Origin of the sequence: Sphingomonas sp. PP-CE-3G-477 (assembly GCF_003050745.1) — a bacterium.
In the GTDB taxonomy this organism is placed as follows: domain Bacteria; phylum Pseudomonadota; class Alphaproteobacteria; order Sphingomonadales; family Sphingomonadaceae; genus Sphingomonas.
In genome coordinates this window covers 736,098-760,852 of sequence record NZ_QAOF01000001.1, presented here as the reverse complement: position 1 = coordinate 760,852, position 24,755 = coordinate 736,098, and the positions used below count along the sequence as shown (strand labels likewise).

Genomic DNA, 24,755 nt, shown 5'->3' with positions numbered 1-24,755 from the left:
TATGGAGAGCCAGTGCCTCCTTCCTCCGAACCAACTCCGATCCCAGGCCGTGACGCGCCGCGCTATGCCATCATCGTGATGGGCGTCAGTGGCAGCGGCAAGTCGACGCTGGGTGCCGAACTTGCGCGACGTCTGCGCTGCGAATTCCTCGAAGGCGATGCCTTCCATAGTGCCGACAGCGTGGCGAAGATGCGGTCGGGCCAGCCGCTCGACGACCAGGATCGCTGGCCCTGGCTCGATAGGATTGCAGCCGGATTGCAAGATGCCGCTCGGACGGATGGTACTGCGGTTGCAGCGTGTTCGGCGTTGAAGCGCGCTTATCGCGATCGGCTGGCGCGAGCGGTCGGGATGCCGTTGCTGTTCGTGTTCCTCGATACGAAGGACAGCGGCGAACTCGCACGGCGACTTGTTCACCGTGCGGACCATTACATGCCGGCCAGCCTGCTCGCGAGCCAGCTCGATACGTTGGAGGCGCTCGGCCCCGACGAGCGCGCCGTCACGCTCGATGCGGAAGATGCGCCCGATCGGCTTTGCGCCGAAGCGCTCGCGTGGATCGGACGCGAAATGTCCGGCGCGGCCGAGAACGCACGACGAAGGTCGTAATAGCCAAGCCGGCCGACAAGGCTGACACTCGCAGGCAGTACTCGCGCAGGAGCGCGGTCGAGGGTCGTTGATGTCGCTACGCGTTGCTTTCGCCCTTATGCTGGTTGCAGCGCCCGCCGCTGCGCAACAGGCGCCCGTCGTGGCGCTCTGGCCGAACGGCGCGCCCGGATCGGAAACGCGGCGGACCGAGGCAGAGACGGTGAAAGACAGCTATGTCAGCAACGTCCACAACCCCACGCTGACGATCCACCGTCCCGCCCCCAGCCATGCCAACGGTGCCGCGGTGATCGTCGCGCCCGGTGGCGGTCACCGCATGCTGGTGTGGATCAACGAGGGCGAGGTGCCCGCCAAAGCGCTCAACCGCTACGGCGTCACGACGTTCGTCCTGAAATACCGCCTCGCGCGTGATGTCGGCTCATCGTACGATATCGAGCGCGACGCGGCGGCCGATCTGCGGCGTGCGGTCCGGTGGGTCCGCGCGCATGCGAGCGACTATGCGATCGATCCTGCCCGGATCGGCGTGATGGGCTTTTCGGCAGGCGGCGAACTCGTGTCGCTCGTCGCCGACAACCCCGCGCCGGCTCAGACGCCGACGGACTCGGTCGACCGCGTGAGTGCACGGCCGGACTTCCAGGTGCTCGTCTATCCGGGGCCGCTCGGCACGCCGGCAAAGGCCTCCGCAAACGCGCCGCCTGCGTTCCTCATCGCGGGCTCGCTCGACCAGTGCTGCGCGACATCGGCAATGACGCTGTATTCGCAGCTTCGCAGCGCGGGTGTTTCCGCAGAACTGCATCTGTACGCGGACACTGATCATGCGTTCAATCTGGGCACGCGATCGGAAAGGATCTCGATCCAGCATTGGCCGGATCGGTTGGCCGACTGGCTTGCCGACGGAGGCTGGCTCATTCCGCGCGGATCGGCAAAGATGCTTCCAGTTTCTCGAAGGGAACCCTGATGGAATTCGGCAGGCGTGATCTCCTGGTCGCCGCGGCAACGCTGGCCGCAACCTCGAGCGGCGTGGCTCGTGCGGCCCCCGATCGCAAGCTCGGCTATGCGATCGTCGGGCTCGGCTATTACGGGTTGCAGACGATCTTGCCGCAGTTCGTCAATTGCGAGCATTCGCGCGTGACTGCACTGGTCAGCGGAGACCGGACCAAGGCGCTCGCGACCGCGACGAAGTACGGCGTGCCCGAGCGGTCGATCTATACCTACGCCGACTTCGACCGCATTCGTGACAATCCGGACGTCGACATCGTCTATGTCTGCCTGCCCAATTCGATGCACGCCGAATACACCATCCGCGCGGCGAAGGCCGGCAAGCACGTGATGTGCGAGAAGCCGATGGCTGTATCGGTAGCCGAATGCGAGGCGATGATCCGGGCGTGCAAGACCGCCGGCAAGAAGCTGATGATCGGTTATCGCTGCCACTTCGAGCCGTTCAACCTGGAGGCGATGCGGCTCGCCAAGTCCGGTTCAGCGGGCAAGATCCGCTACGTCCGTTCGGAGCATGGTTTCGTCCAGGGCGACCCGAACAAGTGGCGGCTGAAGCGCGCATTGTCGGGCGGCGGTTCGTTGATGGACATGGGCATCTATAGTCTTCAGGCCGCGCGCTACATGACCGGCGAGGAACCGATCGCGGTCACCGCGCGCGAATCCACCGACCGCCGCGATCCGCGGTTTCGGGAGGTCGAGGACATGATCGAGTGGACGCTCGAATTTCCCTCGGGTGCGATCGCCGGATGCCAATCGATGTACAGCGCCAATCAGAACCACATCCTGCTGATGGGCGACAAGGGCCGCATCGAGCTAGAGCCGGCGACGCGCTATGACGGCAACAAGATGTGGACCGGGCGCGACGGTCGCGAGACTGCGATCACCAGCCCCCCGCCCGGCCCCGGCAAGACGCAGTTCGCGGGGCAGCTCGATCATCTGGCGGAAAGCATCCTCGACGGGCGCGAACCGATCGTCTCGGGCGAAGAGGGCCTGCGCGACATGCGGATCGTCGAGGCGATCTATCGGTCCGTGCGCGAAGGCCGGACGGTGAAGCTGTGATGCGGCCGTTGCTTGCGATCGTGCTAGCTATTGGCGCGACCTCCTCCCTACCCGCGCAGACTGCAGGCGATCCGACGAGCTTTGCCGGATCGGCCGACGTGCGCGCGCGGATCGTTGCGCTCGAGAAGACGATGAAGCCGGGCCAGGGGTTCGCCATGGCGTCGCTGGTGCAGGCTGACGGGACAAGCGCCGCGCTCGAATATTGGAGGGCGCCGGGCAAGCCCGCGGTGCATCCCGACGAGGCCGAATACGCGACCGTGATGGCAGGATCGGGGACGCTCGTCTCGGGTGGGACGCTGGTCGCGCCAAAGCTGCGTTTTCCGGGGCTGGTCGAGGGCGACCGGATCGAGGGTGGCACGACGCGGAAGCTTGCGGTCGGTGACGTCTTCCTGATCCCGGCGGGGACGCCGCACTGGTTCGGCATCGACGGCAAGCTGGTGATGCTCGGGACGAAGATCCGGACGTCAGGTCAGCGGAAGCCCAGCCAGTAGAGCAGCCCGATATTGACCGCGAGCAACGGTAGCGCGGTCGGTATCTGCGCGCGGATGACCGCGTTCTTGTCCTTGAGGTCGAGCAAGGCGGCGGGGACGAGATTGAAGTTCGCCGCCATCGGCGTCATCAGCGTGCCGCAGAACCCGCTGAGCATGCCGATCGCCGCGACCACCGCGGGGTCGCCGCCGTAATGCCGCACGAGCAGCGGGATCCCGATCGCTGCGGCCATCACCGGGAACGCCGCGAACGCGTTGCCCATGACCATAGTGAACAGCGCCATGCCGAGCGTGTAGGCGAGCACCGCGCCGATCAGGCTGCCCTCCGGGATCGCGTGGCCGGCTATACCGCCGACGACGTCGCCGACGCCGGCGAGCGCGAACACCGCGCCGAGGCTCGCCAGCATCTGGGGGAGCACGGCGGCCCAGCCGATCGCGTCCATCAACCTGACACCCTCCGCAAGCGGCGTGGCGATGCGGGGGCGGGACCATAGGTGCATCGCGACCAGCGCGATCAGGACGCCGCAGGTCAGCGCGACGAGCGTTGCTTGCTTCGGGTCGACGAGGCTCGGGACTGCGCGGAACAGGACCGTCCCGCCGAGTGCTGCGGCCGGGATGATCAGTGCGGGGAGGAATATCCGGTTGCCGAGCCGGGTGGCTTCGGTGCGACGCTCGTCGAGCGTGGTCGTAGCACGCCCGCCCCTCCCCATCGCGCCCGAGCCGGCGATCGCGACGAGCGCCAGGACGAGAACGCCGTTGCCGATATCGCCGAGCTTTCCGCCAAGCAGGAAGCTGATCGCCAGCACCGCGTAGAACGCCGCGTTGCCAAAACGCTTCGGGTTGGTGCGATCGGTCGCGCTCAGGATCGCGAATGCCGCGAACATCAGGCCAGCGACGCCGTAGATGAAGCCGGTGCCGATCATCGCGCACTCGCCAGTCTGCGGTCGAGCAGCCAAAGGCGGAAGCCGTGGATCAGGAATGCGGCGATCGCGGTCGGGATCGCCCACATCGAGAGATGGAGCGGCTGGATGACGATGCCATAGCCTTCGAGGACCCCCTTCATAAGAAGGATTGAGCCGATCGCGATGAAGATATCCTCGCCGAAGAAGAGCCCGATATTGTCGGTCGCGGCCGCCATCGCCGGGATGCGGTCGCCGCCGGGCGCGACGCCCTGAGCCTCCGCTGCGGCTTCGGCCATCGGCGCGACCAGCGGGCGGACGCTCTGCGCCGGGCCGGCGATCGAGGTCAGCCCGAGTGCCGCGGTAAGCTGGCGGAACAGCAGATACCCGATCAGCAAGCGCCCGACCGTCGCGCCACGCAGCTTGCCGATCGCGAGCCTCGCACGTTCCTGCAATCCGTGGCGTTCGAGCATCCCGATCACCGGCAGCACGATGTAGATCACGGTGACGTAGCGGTTCTCGTTGAACGCCTTCCCGAACGCGGCGAGGATCGCTAGCGGGGCAAGTCCAGCGGCAAGGCCGGTGACGAGCGCGGAGACGGCGACGACGAGCAGCGGATTGAACCGGAGCAGGAAGCCCGCGACGATCACCGCGATGCCGCAAAGGACCAGCATCGACGCTCAGCGCGCCTGCTTGGCGAGATCGGCGTCGAACGCGACCTTGGCCTTGGCGACGATCTTCGGGAGCAGTGCCGGATCGATGAACGCGTTGGTATCACCGGCCTTGCGGCGCTGGCCGCGCGCGATCACGTCGGCGAGTTCGGGGTGCGACGGCAGGACGATATCGGCGTGCAGCATGCCGAGCATGGCGATGCTGCGGCGGTAGTCGGCGACGATGCCGGGATAGGCGCGGTTGCCGATCAGGCGGTTGCCGGCGACGCTGACGCTGCACGGGAACACGACGTCGAGGGCGCGCGGCTTGGCGGGGATTTGCATCGTCCAGGTCGTGCAGCCGGGCGTGTGGCCGGGTGTGGCGCGTGCAGTCAGCGTGACGTTGCCGAGCTTTACCTTGTCGCCGTCACGTACGCCGCGGTCGACATGGACGGGCGGGAAACGGATGACGCCGTAGCTGGTCTCGCCCGGTGGCACGCCGGTTTCAAGCGCGCCGACATCGCGAGCGCCGGCGACTACGCGAGCGCCGGTCGCACGCTTCAGCGCGGCAACGCCGGCGGCGTGATCGAAGTGTGCGTGCGTGACGAGGATAAGCTTTACGTCGCGGGAACGGACTCCGGCGTTGGCGATGTTGCGTTCGATCATGCCCGCATTCTCTGCGAGCGTACCGTCGATCAGGATCGCGCCGGCGCTGGTCTTGATGAGGTAGGCGGCGATACCTTCGCTGCCGACATAGGTGATCGGGCCGGCGATCGGGAAAGGCGCTTGGGGACGCGTCCAGGCACGCGGATCGGCCGCGCCGAGGAGCAACGGTGCGCTGGCAGCGATCGCCATCGCGACAACCAGCGATTTGGTGCGACGACCTAACGATCCTCCCCCGCCAGGGGGAGGTGGCAGGCGTAGCCTGACGGAGGGAGCGGTCAGCGGTAACCTCTGCATCTTATCCTCCCCCTCCGTCTGGCAAGAGCCAGCCACCTCCCCCTGGCGGGGGAGGATCGCGTAGTGTGCGTCTAGTTCACTCCCACTCGATCGTGCCGGGCGGCTTCGAGGTGTAGTCGTAGGTCACCCGGTTGATGCCCTTGACCTCGTTGATGATCCGGGTCGCGACGCGCGGCAGGAAGTCCCCGGGGAACTGGAACGCCTGCGCGGTCATGCCGTCGGTCGAGGTGACCGCGCGCAACGCCAGCACGTTGTCGTAGGTGCGGCCGTCGCCCATCACGCCGACGCTGCGGACCGGAAGCAGTACCGCGAACGCCTGCCAGATCGTGTCGTAGAGCCCCGCCGCGCGGATCTCCTCAAGATAAATCGCATCGGCCTTGCGCAGGATGTCGCAGCGTTCCTTGGTGACTTCGCCGGGGATGCGGATCGCGAGGCCGGGGCCGGGGAACGGGTGGCGACCGACGAAGATCTCGGGGAGCCCGAGTTCACGCCCCAACACGCGGACCTCGTCCTTGAACAGCTCGCGCAACGGCTCGACGAGCTTCATGTTCATGCGCTCGGGCAGACCGCCAACATTGTGATGGCTCTTGATCGTCACCGACGGGCCGCCGGTGAAGCTGACGCTCTCGATCACGTCCGGGTACAGCGTGCCCTGCGCAAGGAACTCCGCGCCGCCGAGCTTCTTCGCCTCGGTATCGAACACGTCGATGAAGGTCTTGCCGATGAACTTGCGCTTGAGCTCCGGGTCGGTGATCCCGGCCAGGCCGCTCAGGAACAGCTCCTCGACGTTCACGTGGATCAGCGGAATGTTGTAGGCGCCGCGGAACAGGCTGACGACCTGCTCGCTCTCGCCCGCGCGCATCAGGCCGTGGTCGACGTACACGCACGTGAGCTGCTCGCCGATCGCCTCGTGGATCAGAACGGCGGCGACTGCCGAGTCGACGCCGCCCGACAGGCCGCAGATGACGCGCCCCTTGCCGACCTGCGCACGGATCTCGGCGATCTTGGTCTCGCGAAACTCGGCCATCGTCCAGTCGCCGCTCAGCCCGCAGACGTGGCGCGCGAAGTTGGCGATCAGCTTGCCACCATCGGGGGTATGGACGACCTCGGGATGGAACTGCACGCCGTAGAAGCGCCGCGCCTCGTCGGCGACGATCGCATAAGGCGCGCCGGCCGAGGTGGCGACAGGGGTGAAGCCGGGCGGGATCGCGTCGACCTTGTCGCCGTGGCTCATCCAGACCTGGTGGCGCTCACCCTCGGCCCAGAGGCCGTCGAACAGCGCGCAGTTGGACTTGACCTCGATGAACGCGCTGCCGAACTCGCCGCCATCGCCCGAGACGATCACATTGCCGCCCAGCTGTGCGGACATGACCTGCTGGCCGTAGCAGATGCCGAGGATCGGGATGCCCGCCTCGAAGAAGCGCTGCGGCACGCGCGGGGAGTTCTCGGTGGTGACCGAGGCGGGGCCGCCCGAGAGGATGATGCCCTTGGGCTGCATCCGGTCGAACGCGGCCTCGGCGGACTGGAAGGGGGCGATCTCGCTATAGACGCCAGCCTCGCGCACGCGGCGGGCGATCAGCTGGGTTACCTGGCTGCCGAAATCGACGATGAGAATGCTGTCTGGGTGCTCCATGTCGGGCGCATAGCCGGATGGGACCCGTAACGAAAGAGGCCGCGCCTCCCGGATGGGAAACGCGGCCTGCAATTCGACTAACGAGAGGCGGGGATTATGCCGCTTCGTTGTAATCCTCGTCGGACATCACCGGACCCGAGTCCTGGCCCTTCGCCGAAACGTCGCGGTCGACGAACTCGATGACGGCCATCGGCGAGGCGTCCGACATGCGGATACCGGCCTTGATGACGCGGGTGTAGCCACCGTTGCGATCCGCGTAGCGGGTCGCAAGCGTGTCGAACAACTTGATCAGCTGCGCGTCGTCGAGCAGCTTGCCGTGCGCGAGACGACGGTTGGACAGGCCACCCTTCTTCGCGAGCGTGATCAGCTTTTCGACGTAGGGACGCAGTTCCTTCGCCTTGGCGACGGTGGTGGTGATCTGCTCGTGCTTGATGAGCGCGGCGCTCATGTTGCGGAACAGAGCAAGACGGTGGGCCGAGGTCCGCTGAAGCTTACGGCCGCCTACGCGATGGCGCATGTTTAATACCTTTTCGTTCGTTCAGGGGCCGTGTGAGGTACCCGGGAGCTGGTCGCCGTTGAGGCCGCGACCGATCGCCATTCGTTCAAAGGTTAGGATAAGGTCACGCCTAGGACGCTTCCTTGGCCCTTCCACTCGTCTCCAGCCGGGTGACGACCCGGCGAAGCCGTGTCGTCGAACGGGTCGGTCGAAACCGACCCGCCGGCCGGGTTGTTTCGTCTCCGGGGCAAGCTTGCTTGCCTCGGTGCGAAATCAACCCATGATCTCCTGCTCGAGCTTCTTGGCCATCTCTTCGATGTTCTCAGGTGGCCAGCCGGGGATTTCCATACCCAGGCGAAGACCCATCGACGACAGCACTTCCTTGATCTCGTTCAAGGACTTGCGGCCGAAGTTAGGCGTACGCAGCATCTCGGCTTCGGTCTTGCCGACCAGATCACCGATGTAGATGATGTTGTCGTTCTTGAGGCAGTTCGCCGAGCGCACCGACAGTTCCAGCTCGTCGACCTTCTTGAGGAGGTAACGGTTGATCTGCTGGGTATCGCCTGCTGGCTCCGCACCACCGGCAGCGGGTGCTGCCTGGCCGATCGGGGCCGACGAGCGCGTCACCGACGAATCGTCGAAGTGGACGAACAGCGCGAGCTGGTCCTGGAGAATGCGACCGGCATAGCCGACTGCGTCTTCCGGGGTAATCGTGCCGTCGGTTTCGATCGTCAGCGTCAGCTTGTCGTAATCCAGGTCCTGACCGACGCGAGTCGGGTCGACCTTGTACGAAACCTGACGTACCGGCGAATACAGCGCATCGACCGGGATCAGACCGATCGGCGCATCGGCCGGGCGGTTTGCGGTCGCAGGAACGTAACCCTTACCGATGTCGGCGGTCAGCTCCATGTTGAGCGTCGCACCCTCATCGAGGTGGCAGATCACGAGATCCTTGTTCATGATCTCGATGTCGCCCGAGACGGCGATGTCGCCGGCCTTGACTTCACCCGGACCCGTTGCCGAGAGCTGGAGGCGCTTGGGCCCCTCGCCCTGCATGCGGATCGCGATCTGCTTCACGTTGAGGACGATGTCGGTCACGTCCTCGCGGACGCCGGCCAGAGACGAGAACTCATGCAGCACGTTCTCGATCTTGATCGAGGTGACGGCCGCGCCCTGCAGCGACGAGAGCAACACGCGACGCAGCGCGTTGCCGAGCGTCAGGCCGAAGCCACGCTCGAGCGGCTCGGCGATGAAAGTCGCCTTGCGCTTGGTGTCGCCACCGGCCTTTTTCTCCAGGCCGCTGGGCTTCTTGAGTTCCTGCCAGTTCTTTGCGTTGACAGACACATGCTTCCCCTAATTTGGGGGCCGGCGAACGGGTGTGTCCGCCGACCAATAAAATACACCCGTGCGGCGCGATCAACCGCGCACGGGAGGCGGAGAATCAGACGCGACGACGCTTCGAAGGGCGCACGCCGTTGTGCGGGATCGAGGTCACGTCGCGGATCGACGTGATCTGGAAACCGACTGCCTGAAGCGCGCGCAGTGCCGATTCGCGACCCGAGCCGGGGCCCTTGACCTCGACTTCGATCGTGCGGACGCCGTGCTCGGCGGCCTTCTTGCCGGCGTCTTCCGCTGCGACCTGGGCCGCGTACGGGGTCGACTTGCGCGAGCCCTTGAAGCCCATTGCGCCGGCCGACGACCACGAGATCGCGTTGCCCTGGGCATCGGTGATCGTGATCATGGTGTTGTTGAAGCTGGCATTCACGTGAGCGACGCCAGAGGTGATGTTCTTGCGCTCGCGCCGCTTAATGCGCTGAGGTTCGCGTGCCATGGTGTATTTCCTGACCTGTATCTGCGTGACGCCGGGCGGCCCGTTGGGACCAGCGCCGGCGGAGTAATCCATTGAAAAAGTGGATTACTTCTTCTTGCCGGCGATCGGCTTGGCCTTGCCCTTGCGGGTGCGCGCATTGGTATGCGTGCGCTGGCCGCGGACCGGGAGGCCCTTGCGATGACGCAGGCCGCGATAGCAGGCGAGATCCATCAGGCGCTTGATGTTCATCGAGGTCTGGCGGCGCAGATCGCCCTCGACGGTGTGATCGGCGTCGATCGTCTCGCGGATGTGCAGGACTTCCTGGTCGGTCAGGTCCTGGACGCGGGCGGTGTCGGCGATGCCGAGCTTCGCGACGATTTCCTTGGCCTTGGTCGAACCGATGCCGTGAATATAGGTCAGCGCGATCACCACGCGCTTGTTGGTCGGGATATTAACACCCGCGATACGTGCCATGAACTTGGTTCTCCTGCTCCACGGGCTTCGGCATGGCTGCACAAAGCCCATCTCTTAGCGATGATCCGAACGCACGATAGCGACGAACGCAAACAAGCGCCGCCGGAACCGTCGTGTCGGGGAGGGTTCAACTAGGCGCGGGCGAACGCAGTGTCAAGCGAGCGGTTCCACGGCAGGCGGTACGGCTTGGCGCAGCTTGAGCCAGCGACGGAACGAGACGACCGTCCAGATGAGCTCGACCACCCCGAACGGCCAAGCGCCCTGGAGGAAACCGTAGATCGAGCCGAGCACGCAGCCGAATGCGAAACCGAGCGTCCACCAGTGCGAACCGGCTTCCTTGGCGTAGCATAGCAGCGTGAAGGAGACCGCGGCTAGGCCAAATAGGGAAAGGGAGTCCATAACGCACCCAATGCCCCGAACGGCGAAACAATGCCACTGCGTCGGGTCGCATTCCGTAGTCGAGCACCTGCCGCGACGTCTCCCTGGGGCGAGCTCGAACAGGTCGCGCGCAGCGAGTACGTGATCCTGACGGCCGCCGTCGGGATGTTGCGCGCCGACCACGATATCGGCGGATCGATCTGCTTACTGTTCCAGATGAGTTGCACCCTGCCCGAGAAGGACGCCATCCCCCCGTGCGACTGACTGGCACCACTTATCCTGCGCCACTCGTAGCTGCGCGAGGTCGCTTTATGCCGTCAGCCGAGCATTCCGACCTGCTGGCCATTGTCTTCAAAATGCCGAGCAACATGAACGATTTCTCACGGAACACCGCGGCCGCGTCGTCGGTATCTAACGTGTCAGAACCCCCTAGTTCGAGGAAACCGATATGCGTTTTGCTCCCCTTCTCGCCGTGCCCCTGTTGATGATGTCGGTATCGCCCGCGTTGGCGAAGGGTTGTATCCGCGGTGCAGCGGCAGGCGGCGTCGGCGGCCATTTCGTCGGCAAGGGACACGCGGTCATGGGCGCAGCCGCCGGTTGCGTCGTGGCGCACCACCACTACGCGAAACAGGCACGCGCGCAGAAGGCCGCAGCCCGGGCGCACCGCTGAGCAACGGCGGGCCGTCATGCATATGCGATGACGGCCCGCCGACTTGATCCGCCGCAGGACCGGATCGCGTCAGGTCTCGATTCAGATAGGACATTCCATGAATCCTGCGAACGTCCCCGAACCGCCGGTGGCATCTCCGCGATGGAAGACATCGAAGGTAGCTCGCGTACACGACCTGTCGCATGACAACCGCACCGTCGGTTCCCGACCGTCGCACATCTAGGACCGATTTCGCGGCAACATCAGGTAGCAAACCGCGCGACAGTTCGGCTAAAGCCGTCGCATGCAGAGCGACACTCCCGTAAGCCACTCGGATCACGCCATAATGCCCCGAACCGGGGTAGCGTCGATCGCGCCCGCTCCGGCGCTGCGGGCTGCTGAGCCGTACGCGCGCGACGAACTGCTGCACGAACTGCTCGACGCCACGCGCGCAGCACATCCTGACGCGCTTGCGCTGCGATTGATCGGTGCGGACGAGGAATACGACCGAAAGACGCGCTGGACCTATACCGACCTCGCCACGCGCAGCTTAGCTCTCGCGCACCGCCTGCGCGCGATGGGGATCGGCCGCGGCGACCGTGTCGTGCTGTGCCTGCCGCGCGGGCTCGACCAGTATATGGCGATCCTCGGCGTGCTGCGCGCCGGCGCCGCCTATGTGCCGGTCGACTGGGGCTATCCGCAGGACCGCATCGACTTCATCGTCGAGGACAGCGAAGCCGCGCTGACGATCACGGTCGCCAGCCGCGTCGCCAACCTCAAGGGGAAAACCCTCGCGCTCGACGCCGCGCTGGGCGATCTCGCGGCTGAGCCCTCCGAGCCGATCGGCCGCGACGTCACGCAGGCGAACCCGCAGGACCTCGCCTACATCATCTACACCTCGGGCACGACCGGCCGGCCCAAGGGCGTGATGATCTCGCACGGCAACGCCTGCCACCTGGTCCGCTCGGAAAGCGCGATCCTCGATCTCACCCCTGCCGACGTGGTGTTCGGCGGGTTCAGCCTTGCGTTCGACATGTCGGTCGAGACGATGTGGAGCGCGTTCTTCGTCGGTGCAGTCGTGCTGGTCGCGACCGAGGCGCTGGCGACCAGCGGGCCCGACGTGGCGATCGCGCTCGCCGAAGCCAACACGACGATCTGGCACGTCGTCCCCTCGCTGATCGCACTGGTCGAGCATCCGGTGCCGACGCTGCGGCTGCTCAACATGGGCGGCGAAGCATGCCCGGCAGACCTGCCGCGCCGGCTCGCGCGGCCGGGCCTCCGCCTGCTCAACACCTATGGCCCGACCGAGACGTCGGTGACCGCGACCTGGACCGAGGTGTTCCCCGGCCAGCGCATCACGATCGGCAAGCCGCTCCCCGGCTACACCGCCTGGGTGGTCGACGAGCACATGCAGCCGGTCCCCGACGGCCAGGAAGGCGAACTCGTCATCGGCGGGCCGGGCGTCGGCGTCGGCTACGTCAACCGCCCCGACCTGACCGCCGAAAAGTTCATCATGACGCCGTTCGACGGGCCTTCCGGTGCCCCGGAACGTATCTACCGGTCGGGCGACCTGGTGAAGCTCGATGCGGCGGGCGACATCGATTTCGTCGGCCGCATCGATACACAGGTGAAGATTCGCGGCTTCCGCGTCGAACTTGCCGAGATCGAAGCGGTGATCGGCGAATGGCCCGGCGTCGCGCAGACCGTCGTCCAGCTCTTCACCGACGGCGACGGCTCCGAATTCCTCGCCGCGTTCCTGATCGCGCGTCCGGGCGAGGACGTCGACATGGCCGGCCTCAAGGCCCGCGTCGCCGAGCGGCTCCCCAATTACATGCGCCCGGCAGGGTATCAGATCCTCTCGCACATGCCGACGCTGCCCGCCTCGGGGAAGGTCGACCGCAAGGCGCTGGTCAAGCCCGAGATCACCGTTACGTCGGACCGCGAGATGGTTGCACCCGCCACGCCGATGGAAGAAAGCCTGCACCGCGTCTGGGCCGAGGCATTCGCGCCGCAGCCGGTGTCGGTGCTCGACGATTTGTTCGAGGATCTCGGCGGCCATTCGCTGAAGGCCGCACGGCTCGTTTCGGCGGCGCGAAAGGTCCGCGGCCTCGAAGGGCTGTCGCTCGAGGACGTCTACGCCGCGCCGACGATCCGCGCTCTGGCGTTACGGATCGGCGGCACCACGCCCGTCGCAATCCTCGACGAGACCAGCTTCCACCATATCGCGCCGTGGAAGCGCCGGCTGTGCGTCGCCGCGCAGACGCTCGCGCTGCTGCCGATCTACACGCTGGCGGGGCTGCAGTGGTTCTCGCCCTATCTCGCCTACACACATCTCGCGGGCGACATGCCGCGGGTCGACGCGCTGATCCTGAGCGGGCTGTTTTTCACGGTCGTGCCGATCGCGTCGATGTTCTTGTCGATCGTGCTCAAATGGCTGATCGTCGGGCGGTTCAAGGCGGGCGATTACCCGCTCTGGGGCAGCTACTATTTCCGCTGGTGGCTGGTCCGCCGGATCATCGGCGTCACCGCGACGCCGTATCTCGCGGGCACGCCGATGATCCGCGGTTATTACCGGATGATGGGCGCGAAGATCGGCAAGCGCGTCCATATCGGCACCGGGATCATCGACACCGCCGACCTGCTTCACGCCGACGACGATGCGATCATCAGCGACCAGTCGGTGCTGTCGACCAGTTCGGTCGAGCGGGGATTGCTCCGACTGGGGACGGTAAAGCTCGGCAAGGGCGCGTTCGTCGGATCGATGGCGGTGGTCGGCCGCAACGCCGCGCTCGGCGACGATGCGATGCTCGACGACCTGTCCGCGCTGCCCGCCGATACGACGATCCCCGCCGGCCAGCGCTGGGCCGGTTCGCCCGCCGCGCGTGATGGCGATGCGCCCCGCCGCCCCGCCACCCCCGCCCCGCGCAACGCCGGGCCGGCGATCGGCCTGTTCCTGTGCGCGCTGATCCTGCCGCTCGTCGCGATCCTGCCGATCGCCCCCGGCCTGATCGCGCTGATCGAGCTCGACTGGGCGACCAGCGGCTATGCCTATGTCGCGGTCGCGCCGCTGCTCGCGGTCACCTATGTCGTGATGATGTGCGTGCTGACGGTGGCGGCCAAGCGCCTGATCCTCGGCCGCGTCGCACCCGCGGTCTATGCGCTGAACAGCGGATTCTACGTCCGCTACTGGTTCGTCCAGCAGATCAACGATCTCGCGCTCCGCCTGCTCCACCCGATCTTCGCGACGCTGTACGTGGTGCCGTGGTATCGCGCGCTTGGCGTGAAAGTCGGCCGTCGTGCGGAAATCTCGACCGCCAGCGCGATCGTCCCCGACCTCGTCGAGATCGGTGAGGAGAGCTTTATCGCCGACTCGGTGATCTTCGGCGCGGCGCGGATCGGCCACGGCACGATCGAACTCGCGCATACCAAGATCGGCCGCCGCAGCTTCATCGGCAATTCCGCGCTGCTGCCGAGCGGCACGCAGATCGGCGACGAGGTGCTCGTCGGCGTCCTCTCGAAGCCGCCGAGCGATCCCGCTCTCGCCACCGAGGCGGGCAGCACCTGGTTCGGCTCGCCCGCGATCAAGCTGCCGGTCCGACAGGTCAACACGATGTTCGACGAGGGCGCGCGGTTCAATCCGTCGCGCGCGCTGATCGCCACGCGCCTGTCGATCGAGGCGGTCCGTACCACCTTGTCGCTGACCGCGTTCCTCGTGTTCTTCAGCCTGTTGCTGTCGGTAGTCGGCGACCTCGACGATCTCGACAACGGTGCGCTGGTCGTCGCGGCGACCTTCCCGTTCCTGTACGTCGGCTTCTGCCTTGCCTGCGGGATTTTCGTGCTCGCGCTCAAATGGCTCGCCGTCGGCCGCTACAAGGTCACCACCGCGCCACTCTGGAGCACCTTTGTGTGGCGCACCGAGCTCGTCACGGCGACCTACGAGAACCTCGCCGTCGCCAATTTGCTCGAACCACTCCGCGGGACGCCGTGGATCGCGCTGTACCTCCGCCTGATGGGCGCGCGGATCGGCAAGCGCTGCTACATCGACACCACCGATCTGACCGAGCACGACCTCGTTGATATCGGCGACGACGTCGCGCTCAACGACTTCGCCGGCCTGCAGACGCATCTGTTCGAGGATCGCGTGATGAAGGTCGGCGCGATCCGCGTCGGCGACCGCGCGACGATCGGCTCGCTCGCGATCGTGCTGTACGACGCGGAGATCGGCGCGGACGCGCAACTCGGCGATCTGTCGGTGGTGATGAAGGGCGAGACCTTGCCAGACGGCACGAGTTGGGACGGGAGCCCGGCGCGGATCGCCGTCGCGACGTGACGCCGGTCTGGCATGACGGTCCGCTCGACGCGCTCGTCTGGGACGGTCAGTCGCCAGTCGCATGGAGTGTTGCCGAGACCGGACCGTATGCCGCCGGCCTGCCCGACGATGCGCGCGCGATCCGACACGGCCTGGCCTCCGCGCTGATCCGCCAACTGGCGGGCGAGTCCGTCGACGTCCGCCTGACACGCAGTCCGGCCGGCGCGCCGATCGTTTCCGCCCCCGGCGGCTGGTGTCTGAGCCTCTCCAGTCGCGGTGCACGCGCCCTGATCGGCGTTGCACGCCAACCGATCGCGGTCGACCGTGAGGTCATCGACGACCACCCGCCGCTCTGGGACATGCTCACCCCGACCGAAGCCGACGCGCTCCGCCGCCTGCCCACCCTCGCCCGGCCCCAAGCCTGGCTCCGTCGCTGGACGATCAAGGAAGCACACGCGAAGCTCATCGGCGAACCCCGCCAAATCCGCCCCGAGTCGATCGAAACTGTCGTGACCGATCCGACCCACGCGACTGCGACGTTCGAAGGCACATCGCGCTGCTGGAGCCGTTCCATGCCCGACGCGATCGAAACCATCGCGCAGTGGAGCCAGCCATGACCAGAATCCTCACCCGCCGCTACGAGGACAAGGACCGCGCCGCCGTCCTCGCGATCTTCGACTCGAACCTCCCCGAGTATTTCGGCGCCGGCGACCGTGAATGGCTGGAGGAGACGCTCGACGAGCCCGACGGCCCGGCATTCGTGGTCGACGTCGACGGCGTCCCCGCCGCGTTCGGCGGCTACGAGATCTGGGAGCATTACAACAAGGCGCTGCTCTTCTGGGGCATGGTCGCGCGGACGTACCATGGCTCGGGCCTCGGCAAGCTGCTGCTGTTCGAGCGCCTGCTCCACGTCGCCACCTCGGCCGAGCCACCCACGCGCTACGTCACCGTCGACACCTCGCCGCAGGTCTCGCCGTTCTTCCAGCATTGCGGCTTCGAACTGACCAGCATCTGGCCCGGCGGCTACCGTTCCGGTATGGACATGCACGAACTCCGCTTCGACCTCGCGGCCGTGTCCGTTTCCAGCCTCATCCAAAAACGCGACGCGGCAATGCCAAGGTAGAGCGGGCGACGATGGCGGCCGTTTCCCGACGCGCTAAATCCTGTATCCCTCGCCAAGAACGGATCGAGACTGCTGATACCCGGCGGCGCGCCGGAAGGAGGACACCATGTCGACGCTCGTCATCACGGCGATGTTACAAGCACTGCTCGCCAAAGCGATCACGTCCCCGGAACCGCTGGATGCAGCTGCGATGCAGGCTGTCCCCTCCATGGCCGCGCGTGCGATCACCGTTCAAGATCTACCCCGGTTGCCCGCCGAACCCGTGACGGTCGCGATCCAGTGCCTCGTTCGGCCGAATAATACTCTCGGGGACTGCATTCCCGCGGACGACGGCGGCACGGCTGACATCAAGGTCTTCAGGCAACGGCTCTTTGGCTGGATCAGAGGTACGCCAGTCGACCCGGTCGTCGGGGCAGCGCTCGCACGGGCGCAGTTCTACCGCGTTCGCGCATCGAGCCCCGCCAAGCGCGACGCCGATCGCTCGGTCCTGGTTCGCGTGACCATTTCGTCCGCGGACAAGGCGCCGAGCACGGCAAACGGTGCCGTTGCCAAGGGCGACGTGAAGATCGATCCCGCATCGATTACGGACATTGCCGATTTCTATCCCCCGCCCGCCCTTCGCGCGGACGCTCGAACGCGGATCACCGCGACCTGCCGGGTACTGGCGGACCGAAGTCTCTACTGTCGCGATCCGCATGTCGATCTGCTGCCCGGCCAAGGCGCTTTGGCGAACATGGCGATGCCGCAGTTCGATGCCGCTTTTGGCCAGGCGACGCTGTTGGCGTTCGCGACGATGCGCGCACAATCGCGAACCGGATCAGGCAAGGACAGCGTCGGCCGCGAAGGACCGATGTCCTTGAGCTGGCAGCTGCCATGATAGGCATGCTCGCCCGATGAGACGATCGATGCGCCCCGTCGCGCATGTATTGCTGTCGATCGCGACGATGGTCTCCTCGAGCTGCGCGCGCGTGACGCCGTTCACCGTCAGCATTCGCGGTCCTGCGACATCGTGCAGCATTGCCGTGGCCGGGCGCACGATGACGAACGACGCGCTGATGGCCGTCGCGCGTTCGAAGGCCGGAAAAGGGCGTCATGCCCGCATCAAAGCCGACATGTCCGCTCCCTCGTACCGCTGTCTCGGCGCTGCCATCTACACGCTGCAGATGGCCGGCCTTACGAATATCGAGACTGTCGCCGCGCCTCCCGCAACACACCGGTAGGACACGTGATCAGGCGCGTGGTCAGGCCAGCGCGCGGCGGTAGAACTCGAAGGTGAGGGTCATTGCCTGGAGGAACAACGCGGGATCGTAGCGCGGGCCTTCGTCTCTCAGGAATGCGTGCTGGGCATTCAGCTCGTGCCACTCGTAGTTCGCGCCGACCTCCTCCAGCCGAGCGCGGATCGTTTCCCGACCGGCGAAGGGCACGTGTGGGTCCTGCCGGCCAAATACGAACATCGTGGCGGCCTTCAGCGCGGCCATCCGCGCAAGGCTGTCGTCGGAGCGTCCCTCACCGAGCGTGCCCGAATGGATGTCCGTCGGATAGAAGCATGCGGCTGCGGATACGCGCGGGTCGAGCGCGGCGCGGTAGGCGAGATGGCCGCCGAGGCACACGCCGAACGTCCCCAGCCGGCCATTGCACGCCGGGTGCGCGAGCAATGCGGACAGACCGGCCTCCGCGTCCGCGTCGAAGGCGGCGACGGGCTTGGCGATCTTCAACGCGTTGCCGCGATCCGTTCCGGCGGGATCATAAGCGAGGACCGTGCCCGGCAGCTCATACTCGTGATAGACCTCGGGCACGGCGACGAGATAGCCGTTGCCGGCGATCATCGCGGCCAGCCTGCGGATCGGTGCGGTGACCTGATAGATCTCCGAAAACAGGAGAATGCCGGGGAAGCGGCCCTCGATCGCGGGTCGGAACATGTGCATCCGCATCGGGCCGCTGCCGGACACGGCGACATCCTGGATCTCGTCGCTGCGCAAGATCATCCGCTCATCCTCATGCCGGTACGATTCCGGGTCATCGCGCGCCGCCGCCATAGATCGCGCGCGCGTCGCGCTTGAACGCAGCGCCGCTATCCTCGCGGCTGTAGAACATGTGCCCGCCCGGATAGACGTTGAGCTTCACGCGCTCGGTGGCGCCGAAGCTCGGCATCTGGTCGACGATCAGCCGCGAGGCGAAGAACGGGCAGGACAGGTCGTCCCAGCCATGCACGATCATCACCGCCATCTTCGGATCGTTGGCGATCGCTTTCCGCAGATCGGTGACCGGCGTGTCGTCGGGCTTGCCACGATCCCACGCCGAATTCACTTCGTACGACAGCGCATGGTAGCGCGCGTCGGTCTTCCAGCCGACGACGCGGGTGACGAAGTCGACCATCGCGCTGGTCGTCGGCGCGATCAGCGCGTCGAGGATCGGGTCGTTCGACTGGCGTTGCGCGGACCAGGGAAACGGATCGAACGCGGTGACGTTCGAATCATAGACGCTGCCGATCGTCCCGTCGGCACGGTGGATCTCGCGCAGGAACGTCGCGGAGTCGACGCGGCCGCCCATCTTCTGCACCAGCGCCGGATCGAGCCCCGTCAGCCGGCTGACGTTGGTCACGAGCCGCGACACCGCCTGCGGATCGGTCCGCCCACGCAGCAGATCGGTCGCGAACGCCCCGCGCGTGTACGCTTCGACATCGACCATCGCCGCGGGCGTCAGTTGATGCTGCTGCTCGAGATGCGCCGCCGCCATCGATGGCAGGTCGATCATCCACGGCAACGGCGACAACGCGGTCGCGCCGTCGCCCGAGGCGGGATCGAGGTACGGCGAGACCATCACGATCCCGTTGACCCCGACGCCGATCTGCGACTGGAGTTCGTACGCGATGCGCGGCGCGCGGTAGCCGCCATAGCTTTCGCCCATCACGTATTTCGGTGAACGCAGCCGGCCGGCCTTCACGAGCCAGTCGTAGACGACCTTCGACAGATATTTGATGTCGGGATCGTTGGCGTAGAACGCCTTCTTGGTCTTCTCCTCGTCGACCAGGCTGCGGCTGAAGCCCGTGCCGACCGGATCGATGAAGACGAGGTCGGTGAAGTCGAGCCAGCTGTTCGGATTGTCGGTGGTGATCGGTGCGTCGGACGGCGCGTTGCCCTGCGCGCCGAACTGGACGCGCTTGGGCCCGACCGCGCCGAGGTTGAGATACACGGAGGACGCGCCGGGCCCGCCGTTGAACGCGAACGTCACCGGGCGGTTGGCGGCTCCACCGGTCGCGACATAGGACGTGTAGACGACCTGGCCGATCTCCTTGCCCTTGTCGTCGCGGACCGAAATCGTGCCGATCGTCGCGTCGTACGCGATCGACCGGCCGCCGATCGAGGCCGTCTGGCGGACCGTCTTGTCGGCGGGGAGCGGCGGGAACTTGACCTCGTCGTCGACCTTCTTCTCGACGGTCGAGGTCTCCTTCTTGTCCTGCGCCGCGATCGGCGCGGCGAGCAGGCTGATTGCGGCCAGCGCGATGGCGAGGCGCGCGATCACTTGGCTGCCCCCCCGCCGATCGCGATCCACGCGTCGATCTTGCGTTCGAGCACGGGCATCGGCAGCGACCCGGTGTCGAGCACCTGCGCATGGAAATCACGCGGATCGAACTTCGACCCGAGCGCCGCCTGCGCCTTCGCCTTGGTCCGTGCGATCGTCAGCTGGCCGATCTTGTACGCCAGCGCCTGTCCCGGGATCGCGATGTAGCGCTCGACCTCGGCAGTCGCGTCGGTCCGCGCCATCGGCGAGTTGGCGAGCATGTATTCGATCGCCTGGTCGCGCGTCCAACCCTTGGCATGGATGCCGCTGTCGACCACCAGCCGCATCGCGCGCAGCATCTCGTCGTTCAGCCCGCCCATCCGCTGATACGGATCGGTCTCCATGCCGAGTTCCTTCCACAGGCTCTCGGCATAGAGCGCCCAGCCCTCGACATAGGCGGTGTTGCCGCCGAACCGCATGAAGGCGGGGAGCGCGGTGTTTTCCTGCGCGAGACTGATCTGGAAATGATGCCCCGGCACGCCCTCATGCAGGAACAGCGTCTCCATCTCCCACATGTAGCGCGAGGGCAGGTCGTAGCTGTTGTAGTAGAACACGCCCGGCCGCGATCCGTCCGGCGTGCCGCCCTCGTACGAGCCGCCGGCCGAGCCCTTTTCCTTGAATGCAGGGACCGGGCGGATTTCGAGCGCGGTCTTCGGCGTCAGCGAGAACTGCTCGGGAATCCGCTGATAGATGCGCTTCTCGATCGCCTGATAGCCGTCGCGAAGCTGCGCGACCGAACTTGGCTGGAACTGCTTGTCGGTACGCAGGAAGGTGAAGAACGCGGGCAGATCGCCCTTGAACCCGACCGCCTGCTTCTGCGCCTCCATCCCCTTCAGGATCCGCGCGACCTCGGACAGGCCGAGCTGGTGGACCTGCTCGGCGGTCATCGGCAACGTCGTGCGCTGCTGGATCAGGTAGGTGTAATAGGCATCACCGCCGGGCAGCGCAGACAGGCCGACGGTGTCGCGCGCGACCGGCAGATACGTCTTGGCGAGGAAGTCGCGCATCCGCTGGTGCGCGGGCGTGATGACGTCGCGGATCTGCTTCGCATACGCTGCCTTGAGACGCGCCTGGTCGGCGGCCGAGATCGTCGCGGGGAAGGTCTTTACCGGGCCGTAGAAGGTCGAGCCCTCGACGCCTTCCGCGATCAGATTGTCGAACTCCTGGATCATGTTGGTGACGACCAGCTTGGGCTGGACGATCCTGTCCTTCATCCCCTGGCGGAACAGTCCGATCGCACGATCGAGCAGGGCCGCATATTGCGCGCTGCGCTTGAGGTTGTTCTCATAGTCCGCGAGAGTTTTGAACGGCGCCGCGCCCTTGCCCGACGCGAAGTCGGGATAGAAGGTCTGGAAACCGCCGAAATGGTCGATCGGCAGGTCGCGCTGGACCTTGAGGATCGCGGGCGCGTAGCCGGCGAGATCGGTCTCGTTACGCGTCTTGAACACGTCATAGGCGATCTGGTCGGTCGGCGTCAGCTTGGTCCGGTCGATCGCGTTCAGCGCGGCGAGGTCATGCTCGATCGCGGCGCGTTCGGCGGCCAGATACGCATCGGTGAGATAGTCGCCGAGCCGGTCGGCATAGCGCAGGTCGCCGCGGAAAATCGCCTCGATCGGGTTGCGCTTCAGGCTGGCCTCGTCGCTGTCGTAGAATAGTCGCTTCAGGCGCGTGTCGTCCGCGCTCTCGCCCGGTTGCGCGACCGGCGGGGGCAGCGCCTGCCCGGACGCCGTGACGGCGGTGAGCGTGGTGGACAGTAAAGCGGCAATAGCCAGTTTGACGGACAACATGCGTTCCTTCGGATGCGACGATGCGGGGTTACGGCGCGACGGATGTCCTCGCAAGCGTCCGCGACCGGCCATCCGCGTTCAGACCCGGCCGGGACGAGCCTGGATTCTCGCGAACCGGTTTCGAAGACGCCTCGAACAGGCAGGGTAGCCCGCCGCGAGCCCGGCTAGAGTCGCGCGAACGCCACGGAATTTTCCTCTGCACGGCCGTAGAGGAACCCCTGCCCCATCTCGCAGCCCATCCGTTGCAGCATGGCCGCCTGCTCCGCGGTCTCGATGCCCTCGGCGATCACCGCCATGCCCATCGTCTTGGCAATATCGAGGATCGCACGGACGATACCGCGACTCGTGCTGCTGTCGTCCATCGCGGCGACGAACGAGCGATCGATCTTCAACGCATCGAACGGCAGCGTCTGGAGATAGCTGAGCGACGAGAAGCCGGTACCGAAATCGTCGAGGCTTGTCTTTACGCCCCATCCCCGGATTTCCTCGAGGATCGTCGACGTTCGCACCGCATCGAGGATCGCGACGCCCTCGGTCACTTCGAGCCGTACCGTTTCCGGTGCGATGCCCGTCTCCATCAGGACGGTGTGGACACGCCCCACGAACTCGGGTTGCAGGAATTGCTGCGGCGAGATGTTGATGCTCACGAACGGTCGCGGACCGCCGCCGGCCCGCTGATGCCATGCGGATGCCTGCGCACAGGCTTCGCGCAGCACCCAATCGCCGATGAACAGGATCAGCCCGGTCTCCTCGGCGACGTCGATGAACGCAGCCGGTGCCAGCAGGCCGCGCGAAGGGTGGTTCCAGCGGATCAGCGCCTCGAAACCGCAAACGCCGTCGGGATCGGTCAATGACACGATCGGCTGGTAATGCAGCACGAACTGCCGCTCGGCGATCGCCTGGCGCAGTTCCTGCTCCAACTGCGTGCGATGGCGCACTTCGACGCCCAGTTGATCGGTGAACGTCACGCTCTGCCCGCGACCGTGCGACTTTGCGCGGTACATTGCGAGGTCGGCGTCGCGCAGCATCTGGCCGACGTCGCCATATGCGGTCGTGCCGTGCGCGATCCCGATCGACGCCTGGCAGCGAACATGCGTACCGGCGAGCACGCTGGGCGCGGCGAGACAGCGGTGGATCGTGTCGGCCAGGTCGCCGACGCTGGCCGGGTCGTCGACGCCGTCGACCAACACGTTGAACTCGTCCCCACCGACCCGGGCGAGCGTCGCCTGCCATGCGGCGCCGCCGTCGCGGGCCGTGTCCTCCGCCGCGGCGATGCACGCCTGCATGCGACGGGCGATTTCGATCAGCAGCGCGTCGCCCGCATGATGGCCGAGCGTATCGTTGATCGCCTTGAAGCCGTCGAGGTCGACGACCATCACCGCCATACCGGCCCCCTGTCGGCTTCGCATCCGCGCAAACCCGCTTTCGGCGCGTTCCATGAACAGGGTCCGGTTCGGCAACCGGGTCATCGCGTCGTGGAGCGCGTCGTGGATCAGCCCGCGGCGCGCGCGGTCGCGCTCGATCACCCGACCGAGCTGTGTCCCGATCTGCCCCATGATCCCGAGCAGGTCGTGGTCGGGAACGATGAGACGCCGCGCGTAGAATTCCAGGACGCCCGCCACTTCATCGCCGACCATGACGGGAAACGCACAAGCCGCGGCCAATCCGCATTGCGCCGCCGCGGCGACGCGCGGAAAATTGGGGTCCACCATGACGTCGTCGATCCAGTGCGGCCGGACGTCCATCAGGACGCGGCCGGGCAGGCCCGCGCCCTTTCCAAAGCTTACCCCCCGCGACGCTTCGACGAACGGAAACATCACGTCGGGGTCCGCCGCATACCAGACGTCGCACCCGGTCACCGTGTCGCCCTGTCCCGATACGAGCAGCGCGTTGCCGAACGACCAGTCCATATGCCGACAGATTTCCGTGACCGCGACGTGCAACGCGGTCTCGATCTCGGCCGTCTGGTTGGCCCCATCGGTGATCCGCTGGAGAAGCAACAGCCGCTGCTGGCTTTCGTACAGACGTCGCAACCCCTGTTCCGCGATCGCCTCCGCCTCCAAACGCGCAGCACGTTCCCGCGCGGTCCGCCGTTCCGCGCGCGCGAGCCGGGTTGCGAGATCGCGGGGTTCAGGGGCGACGAAGTGCTTCAAGGAAGCCAGCGCACCGCGAGCCGGCAGACAGGGTTGCCGTGTTGCATGCAGGCCAGGTGTTCGATCGTGACGCGTTCCCCGTAATGGTCGGCCGCCCCCTCGACGAACCCGTGCGCCAGATGGCACATCCGTCGCGGGGATTGATAGCCGATGACCAGCCGCCCCTCGGCATCGTCGGCGAAGTGGAAATGCGGACACCCCGCGCCCGAATAGAGCTTGCGGACTTCCGGATGGATGATGTCGTTGACGCTCAGCACGAAGCTGCGCGCCGACACATGCCCCGCGAAAAACGGCCGATAGCGGTCGGCGAGCATCGGCATCGCCGCCCTGCCGAACCACTGCAACACGTCGGCGGGGCGGAGATCGAGGTGATGCGCCGCGGCATCAACGAGCGCGACGATCTCCGCATCCGGATAGCTGCCGAGCGAGGTATAGGCACCGTCGACCCCGGCCGCTTCGAGCAGGTCGATCCAGGCGTCGTCGCCATATGTATCGGTGACGGCCTGCTCCAGCAAGTTGAACACAACACCCTTCACCGCACCCGTTCCCCGACAGACCTTAGCTTATGTTAGTTTCGATGAACTCGCTTTGGTTAAGATACCGTCATCGAACTGGTTTTGTCGCACTGCGCGCGTCGTGCCCTGCCATCCTAAATTTCGGTCCGATCCGCCCCAGATCTTCGCTGCGACCAGGCCGATGCAGCAAAAGATGCGGTGCCGCGTTGACCGCG

25 protein-coding genes are annotated in these 24,755 nt (G+C 66.1%); 11 read left to right on the top strand and 14 right to left on the bottom strand.

The window, feature by feature from the left end:
* Window positions 1-78: 78 nt before the first annotated feature.
* The 4 genes from C8J45_RS03565 to C8J45_RS03550 all read left to right on the top strand — a co-directional run bounded on the left by C8J45_RS03565 (window position 79) and on the right by C8J45_RS03550 (window position 3,146).
* Complete coding sequence (locus C8J45_RS03565; RefSeq protein WP_181321110.1) at window positions 79-603, top strand: gluconokinase; 525 nt, start codon at window positions 79-81, stop codon at window positions 601-603.
* A 70-nt stretch (window positions 604-673) separates the two neighbouring features.
* Window positions 674-1,558, top strand: coding sequence for an alpha/beta hydrolase (locus C8J45_RS03560; RefSeq protein WP_107961875.1), 885 nt, complete (start codon window positions 674-676; stop codon window positions 1,556-1,558).
* Window positions 1,558-2,655 (top strand): Gfo/Idh/MocA family protein, encoded by a 1,098-nt coding sequence (locus tag C8J45_RS03555; RefSeq protein ID WP_107961874.1) that lies wholly within the window; start codon window positions 1,558-1,560, stop codon window positions 2,653-2,655. Before C8J45_RS03560 ends, C8J45_RS03555 begins: the two co-directional genes overlap by 1 nt.
* Complete coding sequence (locus tag C8J45_RS03550; protein ID WP_107961873.1) at window positions 2,655-3,146, top strand: cupin domain-containing protein; 492 nt, start codon at window positions 2,655-2,657, stop codon at window positions 3,144-3,146. The genes C8J45_RS03555 and C8J45_RS03550 overlap by 1 nt, the downstream gene beginning before the upstream one ends.
* Here the strand turns inward: C8J45_RS03550 and C8J45_RS03545 are convergent.
* From C8J45_RS03545 to C8J45_RS03505, 9 genes are all read right to left on the bottom strand, one after another.
* Window positions 3,125-4,066: a DUF979 domain-containing protein gene (locus C8J45_RS03545; RefSeq protein WP_107961872.1), complete on the bottom strand. Its 942-nt coding sequence runs from the start codon at window positions 4,064-4,066 to the stop codon at window positions 3,125-3,127. The two genes, C8J45_RS03550 and C8J45_RS03545, sit on opposite strands and share 22 nt — an antisense overlap.
* Window positions 4,063-4,716, bottom strand: coding sequence for a DUF969 domain-containing protein (locus tag C8J45_RS03540; RefSeq protein ID WP_107961871.1), 654 nt, complete (start codon window positions 4,714-4,716; stop codon window positions 4,063-4,065). The genes C8J45_RS03545 and C8J45_RS03540 overlap by 4 nt, the downstream gene beginning before the upstream one ends.
* 6 nt (window positions 4,717-4,722) lie before the next feature.
* Complete coding sequence (bla, locus tag C8J45_RS03535) at window positions 4,723-5,547, bottom strand: subclass B3 metallo-beta-lactamase (RefSeq protein ID WP_107961870.1); 825 nt, start codon at window positions 5,545-5,547, stop codon at window positions 4,723-4,725.
* A 181-nt stretch (window positions 5,548-5,728) separates the two neighbouring features.
* Window positions 5,729-7,285, bottom strand: a complete 1,557-nt coding sequence (guaA, locus tag C8J45_RS03530; protein WP_107961869.1) for a glutamine-hydrolyzing GMP synthase — start codon at window positions 7,283-7,285, stop codon at window positions 5,729-5,731.
* A 94-nt stretch (window positions 7,286-7,379) separates the two neighbouring features.
* On the bottom strand, window positions 7,380-7,802 hold the full coding sequence (rplQ, locus tag C8J45_RS03525) for a 50S ribosomal protein L17 (RefSeq protein ID WP_056047937.1): 423 nt from the start codon (window positions 7,800-7,802) through the stop codon (window positions 7,380-7,382).
* A gap of 252 nt (window positions 7,803-8,054) precedes the next feature.
* Window positions 8,055-9,125 (bottom strand): DNA-directed RNA polymerase subunit alpha, encoded by a 1,071-nt coding sequence (locus C8J45_RS03520; protein WP_031395236.1) that lies wholly within the window; start codon window positions 9,123-9,125, stop codon window positions 8,055-8,057.
* Between the two features lie 97 nt (window positions 9,126-9,222).
* Entirely contained in the window at window positions 9,223-9,612 is a 390-nt protein-coding gene (rpsK, locus tag C8J45_RS03515; protein ID WP_031395237.1) for a 30S ribosomal protein S11, read from the bottom strand.
* Window positions 9,613-9,696: 84 nt separating this feature from the next.
* Complete coding sequence (gene rpsM, locus C8J45_RS03510) at window positions 9,697-10,065, bottom strand: 30S ribosomal protein S13 (protein ID WP_056015521.1); 369 nt, start codon at window positions 10,063-10,065, stop codon at window positions 9,697-9,699.
* Between the two features lie 153 nt (window positions 10,066-10,218).
* The gene (locus C8J45_RS03505) at window positions 10,219-10,464 is read right to left on the bottom strand and encodes a hypothetical protein (protein WP_107961868.1); all 246 of its coding nucleotides are present in this window, start codon (window positions 10,462-10,464) and stop codon (window positions 10,219-10,221) included.
* A gap of 30 nt (window positions 10,465-10,494) precedes the next feature.
* Between C8J45_RS03505 and C8J45_RS03500 the strand changes: the two genes are divergently transcribed.
* From C8J45_RS03500 to C8J45_RS03470, 7 genes are all read left to right on the top strand, one after another.
* Entirely contained in the window at window positions 10,495-10,707 is a 213-nt protein-coding gene (locus C8J45_RS03500; protein WP_107961867.1) for a hypothetical protein, read from the top strand.
* Window positions 10,708-10,891: 184 nt separating this feature from the next.
* Window positions 10,892-11,113: a hypothetical protein gene (locus tag C8J45_RS03495; RefSeq protein ID WP_107961866.1), complete on the top strand. Its 222-nt coding sequence runs from the start codon at window positions 10,892-10,894 to the stop codon at window positions 11,111-11,113.
* Between the two features lie 283 nt (window positions 11,114-11,396).
* A complete protein-coding gene (locus tag C8J45_RS03490; protein ID WP_107961865.1) occupies window positions 11,397-15,422 on the top strand; it encodes a Pls/PosA family non-ribosomal peptide synthetase in 4,026 nt (1,341 codons plus the stop codon).
* A complete protein-coding gene (locus C8J45_RS03485) occupies window positions 15,419-16,018 on the top strand; it encodes a 4'-phosphopantetheinyl transferase superfamily protein (protein ID WP_107962232.1) in 600 nt (199 codons plus the stop codon). Before C8J45_RS03490 ends, C8J45_RS03485 begins: the two co-directional genes overlap by 4 nt.
* Window positions 16,015-16,524, top strand: a complete 510-nt coding sequence (locus C8J45_RS03480; RefSeq protein WP_107961864.1) for a GNAT family N-acetyltransferase — start codon at window positions 16,015-16,017, stop codon at window positions 16,522-16,524. The genes C8J45_RS03485 and C8J45_RS03480 overlap by 4 nt, the downstream gene beginning before the upstream one ends.
* A gap of 106 nt (window positions 16,525-16,630) precedes the next feature.
* The gene (locus C8J45_RS03475; RefSeq protein WP_107961863.1) at window positions 16,631-17,401 is read left to right on the top strand and encodes a hypothetical protein; all 771 of its coding nucleotides are present in this window, start codon (window positions 16,631-16,633) and stop codon (window positions 17,399-17,401) included.
* Between the two features lie 28 nt (window positions 17,402-17,429).
* Entirely contained in the window at window positions 17,430-17,744 is a 315-nt protein-coding gene (locus tag C8J45_RS03470) for a hypothetical protein (RefSeq protein WP_107961862.1), read from the top strand.
* A 21-nt stretch (window positions 17,745-17,765) separates the two neighbouring features.
* Here C8J45_RS03470 and C8J45_RS03465 read toward each other — a convergent pair whose 3' ends face one another.
* From C8J45_RS03465 to C8J45_RS03445, 5 genes are all read right to left on the bottom strand, one after another.
* Window positions 17,766-18,509, bottom strand: a complete 744-nt coding sequence (locus tag C8J45_RS03465; RefSeq protein ID WP_107962231.1) for a dienelactone hydrolase family protein — start codon at window positions 18,507-18,509, stop codon at window positions 17,766-17,768.
* Between the two features lie 31 nt (window positions 18,510-18,540).
* Complete coding sequence (locus C8J45_RS03460; protein WP_107962230.1) at window positions 18,541-20,046, bottom strand: S10 family peptidase; 1,506 nt, start codon at window positions 20,044-20,046, stop codon at window positions 18,541-18,543.
* The gene (locus C8J45_RS03455) at window positions 20,043-21,872 is read right to left on the bottom strand and encodes a DUF885 family protein (protein WP_107961861.1); all 1,830 of its coding nucleotides are present in this window, start codon (window positions 21,870-21,872) and stop codon (window positions 20,043-20,045) included. Before C8J45_RS03455 ends, C8J45_RS03460 begins: the two co-directional genes overlap by 4 nt.
* A 164-nt stretch (window positions 21,873-22,036) precedes the next feature.
* Window positions 22,037-24,025, bottom strand: a complete 1,989-nt coding sequence (locus C8J45_RS03450; RefSeq protein ID WP_107961860.1) for a bifunctional diguanylate cyclase/phosphodiesterase — start codon at window positions 24,023-24,025, stop codon at window positions 22,037-22,039.
* Complete coding sequence (locus tag C8J45_RS03445; RefSeq protein ID WP_107961859.1) at window positions 24,022-24,561, bottom strand: heme NO-binding domain-containing protein; 540 nt, start codon at window positions 24,559-24,561, stop codon at window positions 24,022-24,024. The genes C8J45_RS03450 and C8J45_RS03445 overlap by 4 nt, the downstream gene beginning before the upstream one ends.
* Between the last annotated feature and the right edge of the window lie 194 nt (window positions 24,562-24,755).